The sequence below is a fragment of the Paenibacillus sp. FSL R10-2788 genome (assembly GCF_038003885.1).
GTDB lineage: Bacteria > Bacillota > Bacilli > Paenibacillales > Paenibacillaceae > Paenibacillus_AQ > Paenibacillus_AQ odorifer.
Genome location: NZ_JBBOQA010000001.1, coordinates 79,097 through 96,186, shown reverse-complemented (window position 1 = coordinate 96,186; position 17,090 = coordinate 79,097). Strand labels below are relative to the sequence as shown.

Annotated in this window: 13 protein-coding genes and 2 rRNA genes; all 15 read right to left on the bottom strand. The window is 47.5% G+C overall.

From position 1 onward, the window contains the following. Positions 1 to 28: 28 nt before the first annotated feature. A 23S ribosomal RNA gene (locus tag NSQ50_RS00435) occupies positions 29 to 2,955 on the bottom strand. Between the two features lie 263 nt (positions 2,956 to 3,218). After that, positions 3,219 to 4,776 (bottom strand): 16S ribosomal RNA (locus NSQ50_RS00430). Together the 16S and 23S rRNA genes form the textbook arrangement of a ribosomal RNA operon. Positions 4,777 to 5,182: 406 nt before the next feature. Then, positions 5,183 to 6,700 (bottom strand): lysine--tRNA ligase, encoded by a 1,518-nt coding sequence (gene lysS, locus NSQ50_RS00425; protein ID WP_038573979.1) that lies wholly within the window; start codon positions 6,698 to 6,700, stop codon positions 5,183 to 5,185. Positions 6,701 to 6,948: 248 nt separating this feature from the next. Then, positions 6,949 to 7,428, bottom strand: a complete 480-nt coding sequence (greA, locus tag NSQ50_RS00420) for a transcription elongation factor GreA (protein WP_036678719.1) — start codon at positions 7,426 to 7,428, stop codon at positions 6,949 to 6,951. Between the two features lie 201 nt (positions 7,429 to 7,629). Beyond that, positions 7,630 to 8,646 carry a tRNA dihydrouridine synthase DusB gene (gene dusB / locus NSQ50_RS00415; protein ID WP_036678722.1) on the bottom strand — a complete coding sequence of 339 codons (1,017 nt, stop codon included), beginning with the start codon at positions 8,644 to 8,646 and terminating at the stop codon, positions 7,630 to 7,632. Positions 8,647 to 8,679: 33 nt separating this feature from the next. After that, complete coding sequence (locus NSQ50_RS00410; RefSeq protein WP_076099929.1) at positions 8,680 to 8,889, bottom strand: helix-turn-helix domain-containing protein; 210 nt, start codon at positions 8,887 to 8,889, stop codon at positions 8,680 to 8,682. After that, the gene (gene folK, locus NSQ50_RS00405) at positions 8,841 to 9,392 is read right to left on the bottom strand and encodes a 2-amino-4-hydroxy-6-hydroxymethyldihydropteridine diphosphokinase (RefSeq protein WP_036678725.1); all 552 of its coding nucleotides are present in this window, start codon (positions 9,390 to 9,392) and stop codon (positions 8,841 to 8,843) included. The genes NSQ50_RS00410 and folK overlap by 49 nt, the downstream gene beginning before the upstream one ends. An 11-nt stretch (positions 9,393 to 9,403) precedes the next feature. Beyond that, positions 9,404 to 9,766, bottom strand: a complete 363-nt coding sequence (gene folB, locus NSQ50_RS00400; RefSeq protein WP_036678726.1) for a dihydroneopterin aldolase — start codon at positions 9,764 to 9,766, stop codon at positions 9,404 to 9,406. Positions 9,767 to 9,796: 30 nt separating this feature from the next. After that, a complete protein-coding gene (gene folP, locus NSQ50_RS00395; protein ID WP_036678729.1) occupies positions 9,797 to 10,654 on the bottom strand; it encodes a dihydropteroate synthase in 858 nt (285 codons plus the stop codon). Then, entirely contained in the window at positions 10,651 to 11,532 is an 882-nt protein-coding gene (locus tag NSQ50_RS00390; RefSeq protein ID WP_036678731.1) for an aminotransferase class IV, read from the bottom strand. The genes folP and NSQ50_RS00390 overlap by 4 nt, the downstream gene beginning before the upstream one ends. After that, entirely contained in the window at positions 11,529 to 12,110 is a 582-nt protein-coding gene (gene pabA, locus NSQ50_RS00385; RefSeq protein ID WP_036678733.1) for an aminodeoxychorismate/anthranilate synthase component II, read from the bottom strand. Before pabA ends, NSQ50_RS00390 begins: the two co-directional genes overlap by 4 nt. Then, positions 12,107 to 13,720 carry an anthranilate synthase component I family protein gene (locus NSQ50_RS00380; protein ID WP_076225103.1) on the bottom strand — a complete coding sequence of 538 codons (1,614 nt, stop codon included), beginning with the start codon at positions 13,718 to 13,720 and terminating at the stop codon, positions 12,107 to 12,109. The genes pabA and NSQ50_RS00380 overlap by 4 nt, the downstream gene beginning before the upstream one ends. 406 nt (positions 13,721 to 14,126) lie before the next feature. Then, positions 14,127 to 15,065 carry a cysteine synthase A gene (gene cysK / locus NSQ50_RS00375; RefSeq protein WP_036678737.1) on the bottom strand — a complete coding sequence of 313 codons (939 nt, stop codon included), beginning with the start codon at positions 15,063 to 15,065 and terminating at the stop codon, positions 14,127 to 14,129. Between the two features lie 141 nt (positions 15,066 to 15,206). Next, positions 15,207 to 16,151 carry a peptidylprolyl isomerase gene (locus tag NSQ50_RS00370; RefSeq protein ID WP_081386996.1) on the bottom strand — a complete coding sequence of 315 codons (945 nt, stop codon included), beginning with the start codon at positions 16,149 to 16,151 and terminating at the stop codon, positions 15,207 to 15,209. Between the two features lie 9 nt (positions 16,152 to 16,160). Continuing rightward, positions 16,161 to 17,045, bottom strand: a complete 885-nt coding sequence (gene hslO / locus NSQ50_RS00365) for an Hsp33 family molecular chaperone HslO (RefSeq protein WP_036678742.1) — start codon at positions 17,043 to 17,045, stop codon at positions 16,161 to 16,163. Positions 17,046 to 17,090: the final 45 nt, after the last annotated feature.

The window sequence follows — 17,090 nt, the reverse complement described above, 5'->3', positions numbered from 1 at the left end:
AATCCGAAACGAATCTGCATTCTAAGTATAGGATAAGCCCTCGACCGATTAGTATTGGTCAGCTCCATGCATTGCTGCACTTCCACCTCCAACCTATCTACCTCGTCGTCTTCAAGGGGTCTTACTAATTGGGAAATCTCATCTTGAGGGGGGCTTCACGCTTAGATGCTTTCAGCGCTTATCCCGTCCGTACGTAGCTACCCAGCCATGCTCCTGGCGGAACAACTGGTGCACCAGCGGTACGTCCATCCCGGTCCTCTCGTACTAAGGACAGCTCCTCTCAAATTTCCTGCGCCCACGACAGATAGGGACCGAACTGTCTCACGACGTTCTGAACCCAGCTCGCGTACCGCTTTAATGGGCGAACAGCCCAACCCTTGGGACCTACTTCAGCCCCAGGATGCGATGAGCCGACATCGAGGTGCCAAACCTCCCCGTCGATGTGGACTCTTGGGGGAGATAAGCCTGTTATCCCCAGGGTAGCTTTTATCCGTTGAGCGATGGCCCTTCCATGCGGTACCACCGGATCACTAAGTCCGACTTTCGTCCCTGCTCGACTTGTAGGTCTCGCAGTCAAGCTCCCTTATGCCTTTGCACTCTGCGAATGATTTCCAACCATTCTGAGGGAACCTTGGAACGCCTCCGTTACTCTTTAGGAGGCGACCGCCCCAGTCAAACTGCCCGCCTGACACGGTCCCCGTACCCGATTAGGGTACTAGGTTAGAACCTAGATACGATCAGGGTGGTATCCCAACGGCGCCTCCACCGAAGCTTGCGCTCCGATTTCTACGGCTCCCACCTATCCTGTACAGATCGTACCCAAATTCAATATCAAGCTGCAGTAAAGCTCCATGGGGTCTTTCCGTCTTGTCGCGGGTAACCTGCATCTTCACAGGTATTAAAATTTCACCGGATCTCTCGTTGAGACAGCGCCCAAGTCGTTACGCCATTCGTGCGGGTCAGAATTTACCTGACAAGGAATTTCGCTACCTTAGGACCGTTATAGTTACGGCCGCCGTTTACTGGGGCTTCGGTTCATAGCTTCGGGTTACCCCTAACCACTCCCCTTAACCTTCCAGCACCGGGCAGGCGTCAGCCCGTATACTTCGCCTTGCGGCTTCGCACAGACCTGTGTTTTTGCTAAACAGTCGCTTGGGCCTTTTCACTGCGGCCCCCTCGTGCTATTCACACTACCGGGGCACCCCTTCTCCCGAAGTTACGGGGTCATTTTGCCGAGTTCCTTAACGAGAGTTCTTCCGCGCGCCTTAGAATTCTCTTCTCGCCTACCTGTGTCGGTTTGCGGTACGGGCACCTTCTCCTGGCTAGAGGCTTTTCTTGGCAGTGTGAGATCATGACCTTCGCTACTATAATTTTCGCTCCCCATCACAGCCCAGCCTTATCGATGTGCGGATTTGCCTACACATCAGCCTCACTGCTTAGACGGACATCCATCAGTCCGCGTCACTACCCTCCTGCGTCACCCCATCGCTCATAGCGGATTACGGTGGTACAGTAATTTCAAACTGTTGTCCTTCGACTACGCCTTTCGGCCTCGCCTTAGGTCCCGACTTACCCTGAGCGGACGAGCCTTCCTCAGGAAACCTTGGGCTTTCGGCGGATCAGATTCTCACTGATCTTTTCGTTACTCATACCGGCATTCTCACTTGTGTAGTGTCCAGCGCTCTTTTCAGTACACCTTCAACCCCTACACAACGCTCCCCTACCCCAGATACATACGTATCTAGCCATAGCTTCGGTGGTGTGTTTAGCCCCGTTACATTTTCGGCGCAGAGTCACTCGACCAGTGAGCTATTACGCACTCTTTCAATGGTGGCTGCTTCTAAGCCAACATCCTGGTTGTCTGTGCAACTCCACATCCTTTCCCACTTAACACACACTTGGGGACCTTAGCTGATGGTCTGGGCTGTTTCCCTTTTGACAATGGATCTTAGCACTCACTGTCTGACTCCCGGCAATAAGTATATGGCATTCGGAGTTTGACTGAGCTTGGTAATCCTTGCGGACCCCGCACCCAATCAGTGCTCTACCTCCACTACTCTTATACCGAGGCTAGCCCTAAAGCTATTTCGGGGAGAACCAGCTATCTCCGAGTTCGATTGGAATTTCTCCGCTACCCCCACCTCATCCCCGCACTTTTCAACGTACGTGGGTTCGGGCCTCCAGTGCGTGTTACCGCACCTTCACCCTGGACAGGGGTAGATCACACGGTTTCGGGTCTACGTCCACATACTCATTCGCCCTATTCAGACTCGCTTTCGCTGCGGCTCCACCTTCTCGGCTTAACCTTGCATGTTAAACGTAACTCGCCGGTTCATTCTACAAAAGGCACGCCATCACCCATAGATCGGGCTCTGACTTTTTGTAAGCACACGGTTTCAGGTTCTATTTCACTCCCCTTCCGGGGTGCTTTTCACCTTTCCCTCACGGTACTGTTTCACTATCGGTCGCCAGGTAGTATTTAGCCTTAGCAGATGGTCCTGCTGGATTCATACGGGGTTTCACGTGCCCCGCACTACTCGGGATCCGTCTCGGAGAGAACACAGTTTAGGTTACAGGGCTTTTACCTCTATCGCGGGCCTTTCCAGACCTCTTCACCTACCATATTCCTTTGTAACTCCATGTGAGACGTCCCACAACCCCAAGAGGCAAGCCCCTTGGTTTAGGCTGTTCCGCGTTCGCTCGCCGCTACTGACGGAATCACTATTGTTTTCTCTTCCTCAGGGTACTTAGATGTTTCAGTTCCCCTGGTCTGCCTCTACATACCCTATGTATTCAGGTATGAGTAACTGCGAATTACCACAGCTGGGTTTCCCCATTCGGACACCCCCGGATCAAAGCTTGCTTACAGCTCCCCGAGGCAGTTTCGTTGTTCGCCACGTCCTTCGTCGGCTCCTGGCGCCTAGGCATCCTCCGTGTGCTCTTATTAGCTTAACCTTGATTTTTCCGTAGAAAAATATCATACGATGACATTCTCTTTTGGAATCATCTCACTAATAACATTTACTTGTTTGCACAAGTTGCTAAAAGATGTTCTAAAACGCAAATTCGTTTCGGTATCCAGTTTTCAAGGATCAAGTCTTACTTGAGAGCTTAAACTCTCAAAACTGAGCAACGAGTGAGTAACAGGCCTAAACCTGAGTTTTGGAAGCTGAGCTTCCGATTTGAATGTCCTCATTGCAGAGAACGATTCTCCATAGAAAGGAGGTGATCCAGCCGCACCTTCCGATACGGCTACCTTGTTACGACTTCACCCCAATCATCTACCCCACCTTCGGCGGCTGGCTCCCTTGCGGGTTACCCCACCGACTTCGGGTGTTGTAAACTCTCGTGGTGTGACGGGCGGTGTGTACAAGACCCGGGAACGTATTCACCGCGGCATGCTGATCCGCGATTACTAGCAATTCCGACTTCATGCAGGCGAGTTGCAGCCTGCAATCCGAACTGAGACCGGCTTTGATGGGATTGGCTCCACCTCGCGGCTTCGCTTCCCGTTGTACCGGCCATTGTAGTACGTGTGTAGCCCAGGTCATAAGGGGCATGATGATTTGACGTCATCCCCACCTTCCTCCGGTTTGTCACCGGCAGTCACTCTAGAGTGCCCAGCATTACCTGCTGGCAACTAAAGTTAAGGGTTGCGCTCGTTGCGGGACTTAACCCAACATCTCACGACACGAGCTGACGACAACCATGCACCACCTGTCTCCTCTGTCCCGAAGGCCGCTGCTATCTCTAGCAGATTCAGAGGGATGTCAAGACCTGGTAAGGTTCTTCGCGTTGCTTCGAATTAAACCACATACTCCACTGCTTGTGCGGGTCCCCGTCAATTCCTTTGAGTTTCAGTCTTGCGACCGTACTCCCCAGGCGGAGTGCTTACTGTGTTAACTTCGGCACCAAGGGTATCGAAACCCCTAACACCTAGCACTCATCGTTTACGGCGTGGACTACCAGGGTATCTAATCCTGTTTGCTCCCCACGCTTTCGCGCCTCAGCGTCAGTTACAGCCCAGAAAGTCGCCTTCGCCACTGGTGTTCCTCCACATATCTACGCATTTCACCGCTACACGTGGAATTCCACTTTCCTCTTCTGTACTCAAGCCACCCAGTTTCCAGTGCGACCTCAGGTTGAGCCCAAGGTTTAAACACCAGACTTAAATAGCCGCCTGCGCGCGCTTTACGCCCAATAATTCCGGACAACGCTTGCCCCCTACGTATTACCGCGGCTGCTGGCACGTAGTTAGCCGGGGCTTTCTTCTCAGGTACCGTCACTCCGATAGCAGTTACTCTACCGGACGTTCTTCCCTGGCAACAGAGCTTTACGATCCGAAAACCTTCATCACTCACGCGGCGTTGCTCCGTCAGGCTTTCGCCCATTGCGGAAGATTCCCTACTGCTGCCTCCCGTAGGAGTCTGGGCCGTGTCTCAGTCCCAGTGTGGCCGTTCACCCTCTCAGGTCGGCTACGCATCGTCGCCTTGGTGGGCCGTTACCCCACCAACTAGCTAATGCGCCGCAGGCCCATCCCTCAGTGACAGATTGCTCCGTCTTTCATTCTTCTCTCAGGAGAAAAAAGAAATTATCCGGTATTAGCTACCGTTTCCGGTAGTTATCCCAGTCTGAAGGGCAGGTTGCCTACGTGTTACTCACCCGTCCGCCGCTAAGTTATTTTGAAAGCAAGCTTTCAAAATAACTCCGCTCGACTTGCATGTATTAGGCACGCCGCCAGCGTTCGTCCTGAGCCAGGATCAAACTCTCCAATTAGTATTGAAAAGAGCGATATGCTCATTTTGAAACATCTGACGAGAAAATTAATTCTCTAATTTTGGATTTCACTTGCGTGATTTCCTACTCACTCGTTGTTCAGTTTTCAAAGATCAAGTTCTCGTTGACGCCGTTTAATGTCTCAGCAGCAACTCTTATACTATATCATGTTCGGCTATTTAATGTCAAGCTCTTTTTTTAACCTCATTTTCGAGCTCGGCATGTGTATTTCTTGGCCGGACTTAGAATATATCATGTATAGAGATTCATTGCAAGAGTTTTTTTGAAACTAATATTAAATCTCTACATTCTATAGGAGCAATGAAGTGAAAGCACCGCTTCTAATCAACAGTAGCCAAGAGAACTGTCCTTAGACAGCTCCCTTAAGCCCTGTGTTGTATAGATACTATTCAGTACGGTTACGCATATGTGGAAACAGCAATACATCGCGAATCGATGCAGAATTGGTAAGCAGCATGATCAGACGGTCTACGCCGATTCCCAGTCCGCCAGTAGGTGGCATACCATATTCCAGGGCGCGGATGAAATCATCGTCCATCTCATGAGCTTCGTCATTACCTTGCTCTTTCTCCTGGATCTGTGCCTCAAAGCGTTGACGTTGGTCAATCGGATCATTCAATTCACTAAATGCATTAGCGTGCTCACGACCCACAATAAACAGCTCAAAACGATCGGTAAAGCGTGGATCCTCATCGTTTTTCTTCGCAAGTGGTGAAATTTCAACAGGGTGTCCCATTACAAAGGTTGGCTGAATTAGAGTTTCCTCTACAAATTGCTCGAAGAAAGCGTTAAGGATATGACCGAACGTCATATGTTTCTCAACAGGCACACGATGTTCTTTTGCCAAAGCTTGTGCTTCGTCATCTGTCATGTGAACACTGAAATCAACACCGGTTACTTCTTTAACAGCATCAACCATAGTTACACGACGCCATCCTGGAGACAGATTTACCTCTTTGCCTTGGTAATCCAGCAGTTGTGTACCTAATACCTCTTGGGCAATATGTGCAATCATATTCTCCGTGAGATTCATGATGTCCTTGTAGTCAGCATATGCTTCGTACAACTCAATCATAGTAAACTCTGGATTATGACGAGTCGACATTCCCTCGTTACGGTATACACGGCCGATTTCGTACACTTTTTCCAAACCGCCAACAATAAGGCGTTTCAAGTGAAGCTCGATAGCAATCCGCATATACAGCTGCATTTCAAGTGTGTTGTGGTAAGTAATAAACGGACGCGCAGCTGCTCCGCCGGCGATCGTATGAAGTGTAGGTGTTTCAACTTCAAGATAACCAAGTGAATCCAAATAGCGACGCATCGATTGAATAATTCTTGAACGGGCAATAAAGGTCTGTTGAACTTCCGGATTAATAATCAAATCAACATAGCGCTGGCGATAACGCAGTTCTACATCTTTAAGACCATGATATTTCTCAGGAAGTGGCAGCAGGGATTTGGACAAGACTTCGAGATTATGCACTTTGATGGAGGTCTCGCCTGTTTTGGTTTTGAATACTGTTCCACGAACGCCAATAATATCTCCCAGATCGAGAACATTAAACGCCGCGTATTGAGTTTCAGGAATGCTGTCTTGACGAACATAAAGCTGAATTCTTCCACTAAGGTCCTGGATATGCGCAAAGCTGGCTTTACCCATAACGCGTTTTGCCATAATACGTCCAGCAATGCTCACTTCAACAGAAAGCTCGTCCAATTCCTCTTTGGAAAGTCCATCATACTTAGCTACGATATCGCCAGCGTTAGCTGTGCGCTCGTATTTTTTGCCAAAAGGATCAATACCAAGTCCTCTTAGCTCGTCCAGTTTGGCACGGCGGATCTGCAAAAGCTCACTAAGTTCGTTCTCTGCATTGTCCACATTGTTCATTTCCTCGGTCATGCGATTCATCCCCTTATAACTCAGTAATATCATATACACAAGAAGAAACGGCTCCGTCTCCATAGTTAGAGGACAGTCCCGTTCCAGCTCAAAATATAAGCAGTTTGTTTTACCTATCGTTTCTGGATGATTTGAAAAAAGCTTCCCTAAGGAAGCTTTCCCAAACATGTTCCCTTATCTACCTATGTACAGTGAAATGACTAATACATACGGCAGCACATCTATTTACAGACATTAAGGTCTGTATATTACTTCATTCTGATATCGAGAATTTTATATTGAATAACTCCTGCAGGTGTAGAAACATCAACAACCGTACCTATTTTTTTCCCGATAATAGCTTTGCCTACCGGACTTTCATTGGAAATCTTGTTATTCAGTGGATCAGACTCTGCTGTACCTACGATCGTATACTCCATAGTGTCCCCATATTCCAAATCCTCGACACTTACAGTAACACCAATACTTACTACGTCAGTAACGATCTCGTCGCTATTGATGATACGCGCGTTGCGAAGCATCTTCTCCAAAGTTAGAACGCGTCCTTCGATAAAAGCTTGCTCATTCTTCGCGTCTTCATACTCCGAGTTCTCACTGATATCTCCGTAGCCAATCGCTACCTTAATCCGTTCAGCAACCTCACGGCGTTTTACGGATTTGAGGGTCTCCAGCTCATCTTCCAGACGTTTTAGCCCGTCCGGCGTAAGGATGACTTCTTTATCGCTCATCTCAACCGATTCTCCTGTCGTATACAATTATTGAAAACACCATACTATATGCTAATCTAGAAGGATAAGAACCCTCCCTGCTGCATTGCTCTTACTGTAACGGCGATTTTATACTGTGAAATTATATTGGAACCGCTACAAAATGTCAATGACACCACATATAAAGTCAGATGTGTTCAAATATCAGCAGAAAAAAGGTGATTATACAGCAGAAGAAGACATTTCAATGCCCTTGCTCTCTTCTTCATGCTTTAATTGAACGACAAAATCATTCAATATCCTCACCATTCCATCGCGTTTTGTTTCTGTCATGAGAACATCCTTCACTCTAGCGGCAGCCTTCAAGCCTTTTAAGTACCAGGCCATATGCTTACGCATCTCACGGACAGCTACAGCTTCTCCCTTAAGAGCTACCAGTCGATCCATATGAAGAATAGCAACCTTAATCTTCTCATCCAAGCCAGGTTCAGGCATAAGCTCGCCGGTGCTCAAATATTGAATCGTACGATACAACATCCAAGGATTGCCGAGTGCTCCACGCCCGATCATTACGCCATCGCAGCCAGTCTGATCCAACATAGCCCGAGCATCTTCAGGTGTATTAACATCCCCGTTGCCAATAACAGGAATAGAAACTGCTTCTTTTGCCATCTTGATATAGTTCCAGTCCGCATGGCCTGTGTAAAGCTGCTCCCGGGTACGACCGTGTACGCTGACAGCCTTACCCCCGGCACGTTCAACCGCACGCGCATTATCTTCGACAAAAATATGCTCGCTATCCCAGCCAATCCGCATTTTCACGGTTACGGGTTTATCGACAACATCGACAACCGCAGAGACCATTTCATAGATTTTGTCGGGATTCAAAAGCCAGCGGGCTCCCGCATCACATTTAGTTACTTTAGGCACTGGGCATCCCATATTGATATCGATAATATCAGCATTGGTTTCTTTATCAACCACTTTTGCTGCTTGCACCAGTGATTCTCTATCCCCGCCAAAAATCTGCAAACTAAGCGGTTTCTCCCGTTCATCTACAAACAACATTTCGCGAGTACGTGTATTTCCGTGAATAATGGCCTTATCGCTTACCATTTCCGCACAGACCAGACCTGTACCAAATTCCTTAGCGATCAGACGAAAAGCCGGATTGCACACGCCAGCCATAGGTGCCAGAACAACCTGATTTTTCATCTCGATATCGCCAATCTTCAGCATTCGTATCACTTCCTGCCTTTTAATTCTTAAAAATTATGAGTTGGGATCCACAAGCTCTTCTGTTGTAACCCCTAGGACATTCGCAATTTTATCTAAAATTTGATCTTCTAATCGTCTGTTACCCCTCTCGACTGCACCAAGCACAGCCAAGGAAATTCCGGCAAGATCCGCAAGATCCTGTTGAGTATACCCTTTTAGCTTACGGAATGCCCTGACCCTCCGTCCCAAACGCTTGTTGTCCACAACCGAATTCCTTCCTTCCCGTCTATGTCTTGAAGCGCTGCTGTAATCAGCTTGCGAAGTCCGGAAGATTGTTCATTCTGTGGAACGATGTCACTGAGCGGAAACAATACAAAAGCACGCTCTAACATGCGTGGATGCGGTAACGTTAAATGTGGTGTATCGAGCACCTGACCCTCAACCCACAACAAATCCAAATCTACCGTTCTCGGTCCATAGCGGATATCCCGGATACGACCCAACTGCGTTTCAATCCCCAACATCACTTCCAGCAAGGACTCGGGCGCAAGTGTCGTTCGCAAAGCTGCTGCCATATTGAGAAACTGCGGCTGATCTAAATAACCTACTGGCTCTGTCTCGTAAACTTTGGAGCAGCGGACCACAGATATTTCATCATGAGCGTCCAGTCTGTTCAAAGCCTCTGACAGTGTACCCTCGCGGTCACCCAAATTAGCCCCTAAAGCAATATAAGCCTCTGATTCTTCAGAGGTGGAATGTATATTCATGGACCTTGTTCTCACTTTCTAGTTCTGCGCAGCTCTACAGTCACTCCCTGAAAATGAATGTCGAAAGGCGGATGGGGTTTAGTTACCTTAACCGTTACTGCATTGATAACAGTATAAGTGTCCAGTACGGAGGATGCAATATATTCTGCCAAAGCTTCGATCAACTTAAAAGACTTTATTTCGACAATGTTTTTGACTAATTCATGAACTTCAGCATAATTCACGGTTTGACTCAAATCATCATTCAAGCCCGCACCCTGCAAATCAAGCTCCAGCTCTAAATCAATGTAAAAACGTTGTCCCAGCTTACGTTCTTCCTCAAATACACCGTGGTATCCGTAATATTCCATGCGATGCATTGTCATTTTATCCATGATTAATCCGCCCTTTTTCGTAAAATATAGCTATTCACGCACCAATGGAGGTGCAGCATACAACATCGCATCACACATCTTAACCGTTCGTTTAATCAGAGATACATCATGTACACGTACGATCTGGCAACCCTGAGCTATCCCAAAAGCTACTGTAGCTGCGGTGCCTTCCACAACATCATCAGACGGCAAATCAAGTACCGTGCGGATGAATTTTTTGCGGGAAGTCGCCAGTAACAACGGATAACCTAACTCAGTCAACCCGTCTAAAAGCGTCATTGCCTGCAGGTTTTCATTATAATCCTTAGCAAAGCCGATACCTGGATCCAATATGATATTGGCCGGCTTAACGCCTGCGGCTACCGCAAGATCAATACTTTCCTTAAGGTCAGCCGACATATCCGCACTCAGATTCGTATAATTACGGTCCTGCCGGTTATGCATCAAAATAATAGGACAGTCAGCAGCAGCGGCCACTGCCGCCATTTCCGGATCGGCCTTACAACCCCATATGTCATTAATGATATGGGCACCCGCAGCTATAGCTTGGTGGGCTACTTCAGCTTTATAGGTATCGATAGATAACGGAAGGTGAGGTGCCGCCTTATGAATACTCTCAATCACAGGCAATACACGGGCTAACTCCTCTTCAAGTCCCACCGGTTGATGACCAGGACGAGTAGATTCACCGCCGATATCAATAATATCAGCACCCTCTGCAGCCATACGCAGCGCATGCTCAACTGCTTTGTCCGGATGATCCCAAAGTCCTCCATCCGAAAAAGAATCCGGGGTCACATTAAGGATGCCCATAATCAATGTTCGATTTCCTAACTCCAAGTCTGTATTTCCACAACGGTATGTCCGCTTAAAGAGGACTGGTCTCATTTCGAAATCGCCGTCCTATCTCTATATAATGAAATCAAGCCAGCAGTAATTGTTCCACACTGGCCAGTACCTATAGTAAATCTTGCATCTCCGTGCCACACCCCAGTAACAGGAACGATTTCTTGTACGGAATTGGTAAGAAACACTTCATCAGCAGCTTTTAACTGCTCCCAGTGATATGTTCCTTCTTCAACACTAAGGCCTGCACTAAGAGCCAGCTCCATTACCATTTCCCGGGTAATTCCCGGAAGTATCCCTGTTGTAAGATCTGGGGTATAGAGCCTGTTGTTTTTTACAAAAAAGATGTTGCTGACAATGCCCTCGGCAATAAATTCTTCTGCCGTCAGCATTAGTCCTTCAGCACCATTTGCCGCAGAAGTATACCCTCTAAGCTCTCGCTTAGCCAGAATGTTATTCATATAATGCAGCGACTTGAATCGCACTGTTCCCTCAGGAGTATTACGCCGCAAGGACAACAGCTGCAGCTCTTTGCCTTCACTATAGAGTTTATCTGGTACTTTCGGCAGCGCTTTGATGTACAACAAATGATTAGGCTTTTGATAATCACCAGCAGGTAATCCGAGAATATCCTCACCGGCTGTTACGGTATAGCGTATATAAGCTTCTTTTAATTCATTTTTGTCCATAACGCGCTTAATCCAGTCAAGTAGATGTGCCGCTTCTGCTTCAAATGGAATGCCCAGTGCCTTGCAACCCTCTGCCATACGCTTCAAATGACGCTCCAGCAAAAAGGGAACTCCCCCATAGGTCCTAAAGGTTTCGAACAAGCCAATGCCGTACAAAAAGCCGTGATCCAAGGTAGAAACCACGGTTTCTCGGGCGTCAATGACACCATTGTTAAATCCTATATATTTCATGCCGTTTCTCCGGCTCTCCGTTTCAAGAAATTACGCAGCATCGTATGACCATGATCCGTAATAATAGATTCCGGGTGGAACTGCACACCTTCAATAGGGTATTCTTTATGGCGCAATGCCATAATCTCCCCTTCTTCAGTCTCAGCCGTAATCTCCAAGCAATCTGGGAGACTCTCCCGCTCTACAATCAGTGAATGATATCGGGTAGCTGTAAATGGAGACTCCAGACCTTCAAAAACTGAGGTCCCGTTATGGTAAATAGGCGATGTCTTCCCATGCATCAAACGCTCAGCACGGATGACATTGCCACCAAATGCTTGTCCAATCGCTTGATGTCCAAGGCATACGCCGAAGATCGGAATGATCCCCTTGAAATGATGCAACAATTCCAGACTAATTCCCGCTTCATTTGGCGTACACGGGCCTGGTGAAATTAGAATATGGTCAGGTGCCAGCTTTTCAATCTCTTCGATGGTAATTTCATCATTGCGGTGCACTTTAACCTCTTCCCCAAGCTCACCTAAATACTGTACGAGGTTATACGTAAAGGAATCATAATTATCGATGACCAAGATCACAGTGCTACTCCCCCTTCGGCTCCGCTGGTAGCTGGCAATTCCTGCTGCAGTTCACTACAGAGTACTGCCTTCACTACCGCTTTGGCTTTATTATGGCATTCACGGTATTCACGGTAGGGATCGGAATCGATCACTATGCCGGCACCTGTCTGAATATATCCGACCCCGTCTTTTACAGCCAGCGTTCTTATAATAATATTTAATTCCATATTGCCGTTATAGTCAATAAAACCCATCGATCCTGTATAGGGTCCACGTCGAACCGGCTCCAATTCTTCAATAATCTCCATTGTCCTTACCTTGGGAGCCCCTGTAATAGTCCCCCCGGGGAATAAAGCTGCAATAACCGCATACGCGTCTTTATCCGGCGCAATCTGGCCCTCTACCTGCGAAACGAGATGCATCACATGAGAGTAGCGCTCCACCGTCATCAGCTCCGGCACGCTGACGGAACCGTATGCAGCGACACGCCCGATGTCGTTGCGTTCCAGATCGACAAGCATGATATGCTCGGCGATCTCTTTTTCGCTCCCGCGAAGCTCCGCCTCCATGGCGGCATCCTCCGCGGGAGTGAGTCCCCGGCGCCGGGTGCCAGCGATTGGCCGGGCGCTCACTTTGTCCCCGTGCAGCTTGACGAGCAGCTCCGGTGAAGCGCTGGACAGCGCGAAGCCGGGCGACCGCAAGAGCCCCATGTACGGGGACGGGTTGAGCTTGCGCAGCCACTCGTAAACATCCTCCGGCGGGGACTTCAGCTGCGCCTCCTGGCGCAGCGAGAGGTTCACTTGGAAGACATCACCTTGGCGGATGTATTCCTGAACGTCCAGCACTGCCTGCTGAAACTTCTCAGGCGAAAAAGCGGAAGCCATGCCCGGCCACTCTCCTGATGAAACTGTAAGGGCCTCAATGCTGCCCACAGCCTCATCATCCAATCCTGCAGCTGAAGATATCAGCTGCCACTGCTCTACCATTTGTCCAGCCTGTTCTATACTGCCAAGATAAAGATTTTGCAGCTCTTCCATCCCACAGTCTGCTGGAACTGGAACGTGAACAGCACAATACAGCACATGCTCTTCGTGATCATAAATCCATATCTCGTCAAACCTCATAAAAAGATAATCAGGAAAACCAGGATCATCTTGGGCAAGAGACGGCAATCGTTCCAAAGAACGAACCACATCATAACCAAGGAAACCAATACATCCACCAGAAAAAGGAGGAACATCTTCATCCTTTAACTTAGGTGACGTAAAATCCGACATCCATTGCTGCAGTAGCTCCAGCGGTTGTCCATGTAGTGTTGTTGCCTCAGGTATCCTCTCCTCGTCCACTGATGCTGATTCCAAAGATTCAGTAGGGAAGCTAAATACTTCCGCATTATCCTCCTTGCCCTTCAATATCGAAACAGGGTTCAAGCCCAAGTACGTATAACAGCCACCCTTACCACTTTCTAAAACTACAGAATACTGGGAAGCTAACTCCCAGGCTTTCTCCCAGGACGCGGGTAATTCGTTTGTGCACCGGGGGGATTTTATAATCAAGGGAAACATGCTCCAGTCTTCAGCAGCCCATTGTTCCCACTCGTTCCAGGTTGTTATGATTTCCAAAGCCATCCTCCTAAAAGTTTTGTCTAGCATCATCTTACAGTTTAATCTTCGAGACAAAACTCGCTTCGTAAGCATATGCTTAGTTTTATGAAGCCATTACTTCGTAGACATCACTTCGCAATAAAACTTGCTTCGTAAGCATTTGCTTAGTTTTGTCCAATCATCAGTAGTATATTGCCTGTCAGTATACTGTACTTAAGGCATTATTGAAAAGCCCTCAGCGATAGGAAATTATTATGATTTTTGCGTTTTTTTGCAAAAACCAGAGCTTTTTTCAACAATAATAAAATCACCACGTCTACCCCGGCATATATGCACAGAACCTAATTCCTTTTAAATCAACGAAAAGAGTCTCCATCACCACCAAAAAAGTGGTATGAAGACTCTTATAGATTTACGTTATTGCAAACAATTACGCTTCGAAATTGTAAAGTGGTGTGCTCAGGTAACGTTCGCCGTTACTTGGGATAATGACTACTACTTTTTTGCCAGGGCCTAAATCTTTGGCTACTTTAAGTGCGGCAAATACAGCAGCACCTGAAGAAATACCAGACAAGACGCCTTCTTCTTTAGCTACACGACGTGCAGTTTCGAAAGCTTCATCATTCTCAACGTGGATGATTTCATCATAGATATCTTGGTTCAGAATCTCAGGGATGAAGTTAGCTCCGATACCCTGGATTTTGTGAGGGCCTGGTTTGCCTCCAGCCAAGATTGGGGAAGCAGCAGGCTCCACAGCATAGATCTTAATATCAGGATATTGGCTTTTCAGCACTTCACCCGCACCAGTGATCGTTCCGCCTGTTCCGATGCCTGCAATAAAAGCATCCAAAGGACCGCCGATGGATTCAATAGCGTCAATGATTTCAGGTCCAGTAGTCTCACGGTGAATCTTCACGTTCGCTTTATTCTTGAATTGCTCGGATGGGAAATAGCTTGGGTTCTCTTTCAGAATTTCGTCTGCTTTCTTAACCGCACCATTCATACCTTCCGATCCTGGAGTCAGCACCAATTCCGCTCCATATGCGCGAAGGAGATTACGGCGCTCCAAGCTCATTGTTTCCGGCATTACGATAACTGCCTTATAACCTTTAGCAGCAGCTACAAGTGCCAGGCCGATACCAGTGTTACCACTAGTAGCTTCTACAATCGTACCTCCTGGTTTCAGTAGACCTTCACGCTCAGCTTCTTCCACGATGCTGATTGCAATCCGGTCTTTTACGCTTGATCCCGGGTTCTGATATTCCAATTTCAAATAAATATCTGCGGAGCCTTCCTGTGCCAGACGATTCAAACGAACGAGCGGAGTACCTCCGATTAATTCTGTTACGTTGTTAACGACTTTAGCCATGAGCAAAAACCTCCTTAGAATGATAAATGCGATATAAGAACGTAAATTGTGACTTTATGCTTCTGTGTGTGGAGTTTAAATTGTTGACCACCGTCAGTTATTTCCGACTAAAACGGTAGGGTTTACGTTAATATCATATTATCAATCTTGCAGGCTGTTGTCAATATTTATTGACACCTCATATTTATTGCGTAAATTGCTTTCCACCTGCTGCAAGGGAGGGGCTTGCTCCAAAGCCAGCTCTTGACGTACAAGCGCCCGAATTTCTTTCTGATCTGGCATTTCTGGAGAGTGAATACTCTCCAAGCGAATAATGGCGAAGTATTCCCCTGTCTCGATCGGACCGGCTATATCACCCACATCCAATCCAGCCGCAGTCTTTAACATTCCCTCTGGCCAAAAAGGGTCGTCTTCCTCTACTTTGCCTAAACTGCCTCCATGCTGCCGACTCTCTTCATCAATAGACACTTCCCTAGCCAAATCAGCGAAATCCTCACCCTGTTCCAAGCGATCCATTACCTGCTGACCTTCCTCATAGGATGAAACCTTGATCATAGAAAGCTGCATTTCCTTTTTTGGAACGAAGCGCTCGGCATTTTGCTCTAAATAAGCATCTATATCGGCATCACTGATTGTAATGCCCACCGTGGCTATCGCTTGTAAGGACAGACGATAAGCTGTCTCTGCGAACACTTCCTGACGAGATAATCCCAGCTGAGATTGCATTTGAGCATAATATTGCGCTTCTGATTCGTATCCAACTATAGTGCGTGCCAGTTCCTGCTTAACCTCATCGTCTGTCACGGTAATTCCTAAAGCCTTAGCTTCCATGTCCACGACAATATGGTTAAGCATACTGATTAACACTTCTTCTCCATGCTTTTTTTTGAGCTCATCCATCCACTGCTGATCCGTTATCGGTTGTCCGCCTGCAGTCGCTACATCCGGTGATTCATTGTCTGTTGTATCTCCTTTAAGAAGAGCCATGGCGCGTAAACTCCAGAATAATAGACCCCCGAGCATTAAAGTTGCAACAGCTAGAATAATAACCGTATTGCGAAGTGCGCGTTCCTGTCTCGTCATCATCCCAATGCCCTACGAATTCGCTTGTTCTAAAATGACCTGTAAATCGTCCTTATTGAAAACATAAGCCTCATTGCAAAAATGGCATACGACTTCAGCCTGTTCATCTTCTGCAATTAATCTCTCCAGTTCATCCCGCCCTAAGCTAACCAATGTCTGCTCTACCCGCTCACGCGAACACTGACAAGCAAAGTTAATATCCAGTTCATCCATAACCACTGCATCCGGCAACAGGTAGCGCAGCATTTCTTCTGGCTCCAGCCCCTGATCGAGAAGCGCTGTTACAGAAGGCATCGCCCCTACAGCTTTTTCAATCTCTGTGATCTCCGCATCAGTCAGACCAGGAAGAAGCTGAACAATAAACCCTCCAGCCACAATTACCGACTCATCGGTATCTACCAGTACACCTAGGCCAACCGCAGCTGGAGTTTGCTCAGAAACCGCAAAATAATAAGTAAAATCATCGCCAAGCTCCCCGGAGATAATAGGTATACTACCTCGGTATGGCTCTTTCATGCCTAAATCTTTTATAACATCAATGAACCCTTCAGTTCCCACCGCTCCAGCTACATCCAGTTTCCCCATACTATTGCTCGGTAAATGAATGTGTGGATTATGCACATAACCACGCACTTCTCCCAATGCATTGGATTCTGCAACGATTTGTCCGATCGGTCCATTCCCTTTAACCATAATACTCAGCTTCTCACTACCCTTGAGCATAGCGCCCATCATGGCTGCAGCGGTAACTGTACGTCCCATTGCGGCTGTAGCCGTTGGATACGTATCGTGTCTGCGTCTCAGTTCTTCAACCAATTCAGTTGTGCGGACAGCAAACGCTCTCACTTTACCATTTAAAGCCGTGCCGCGGATTAGTCGATCCTTCTTTTTTTCCATTGGGTGCATAGCCCTCCTATCTCTTCGCCTTTTTAGGCTTCTTTA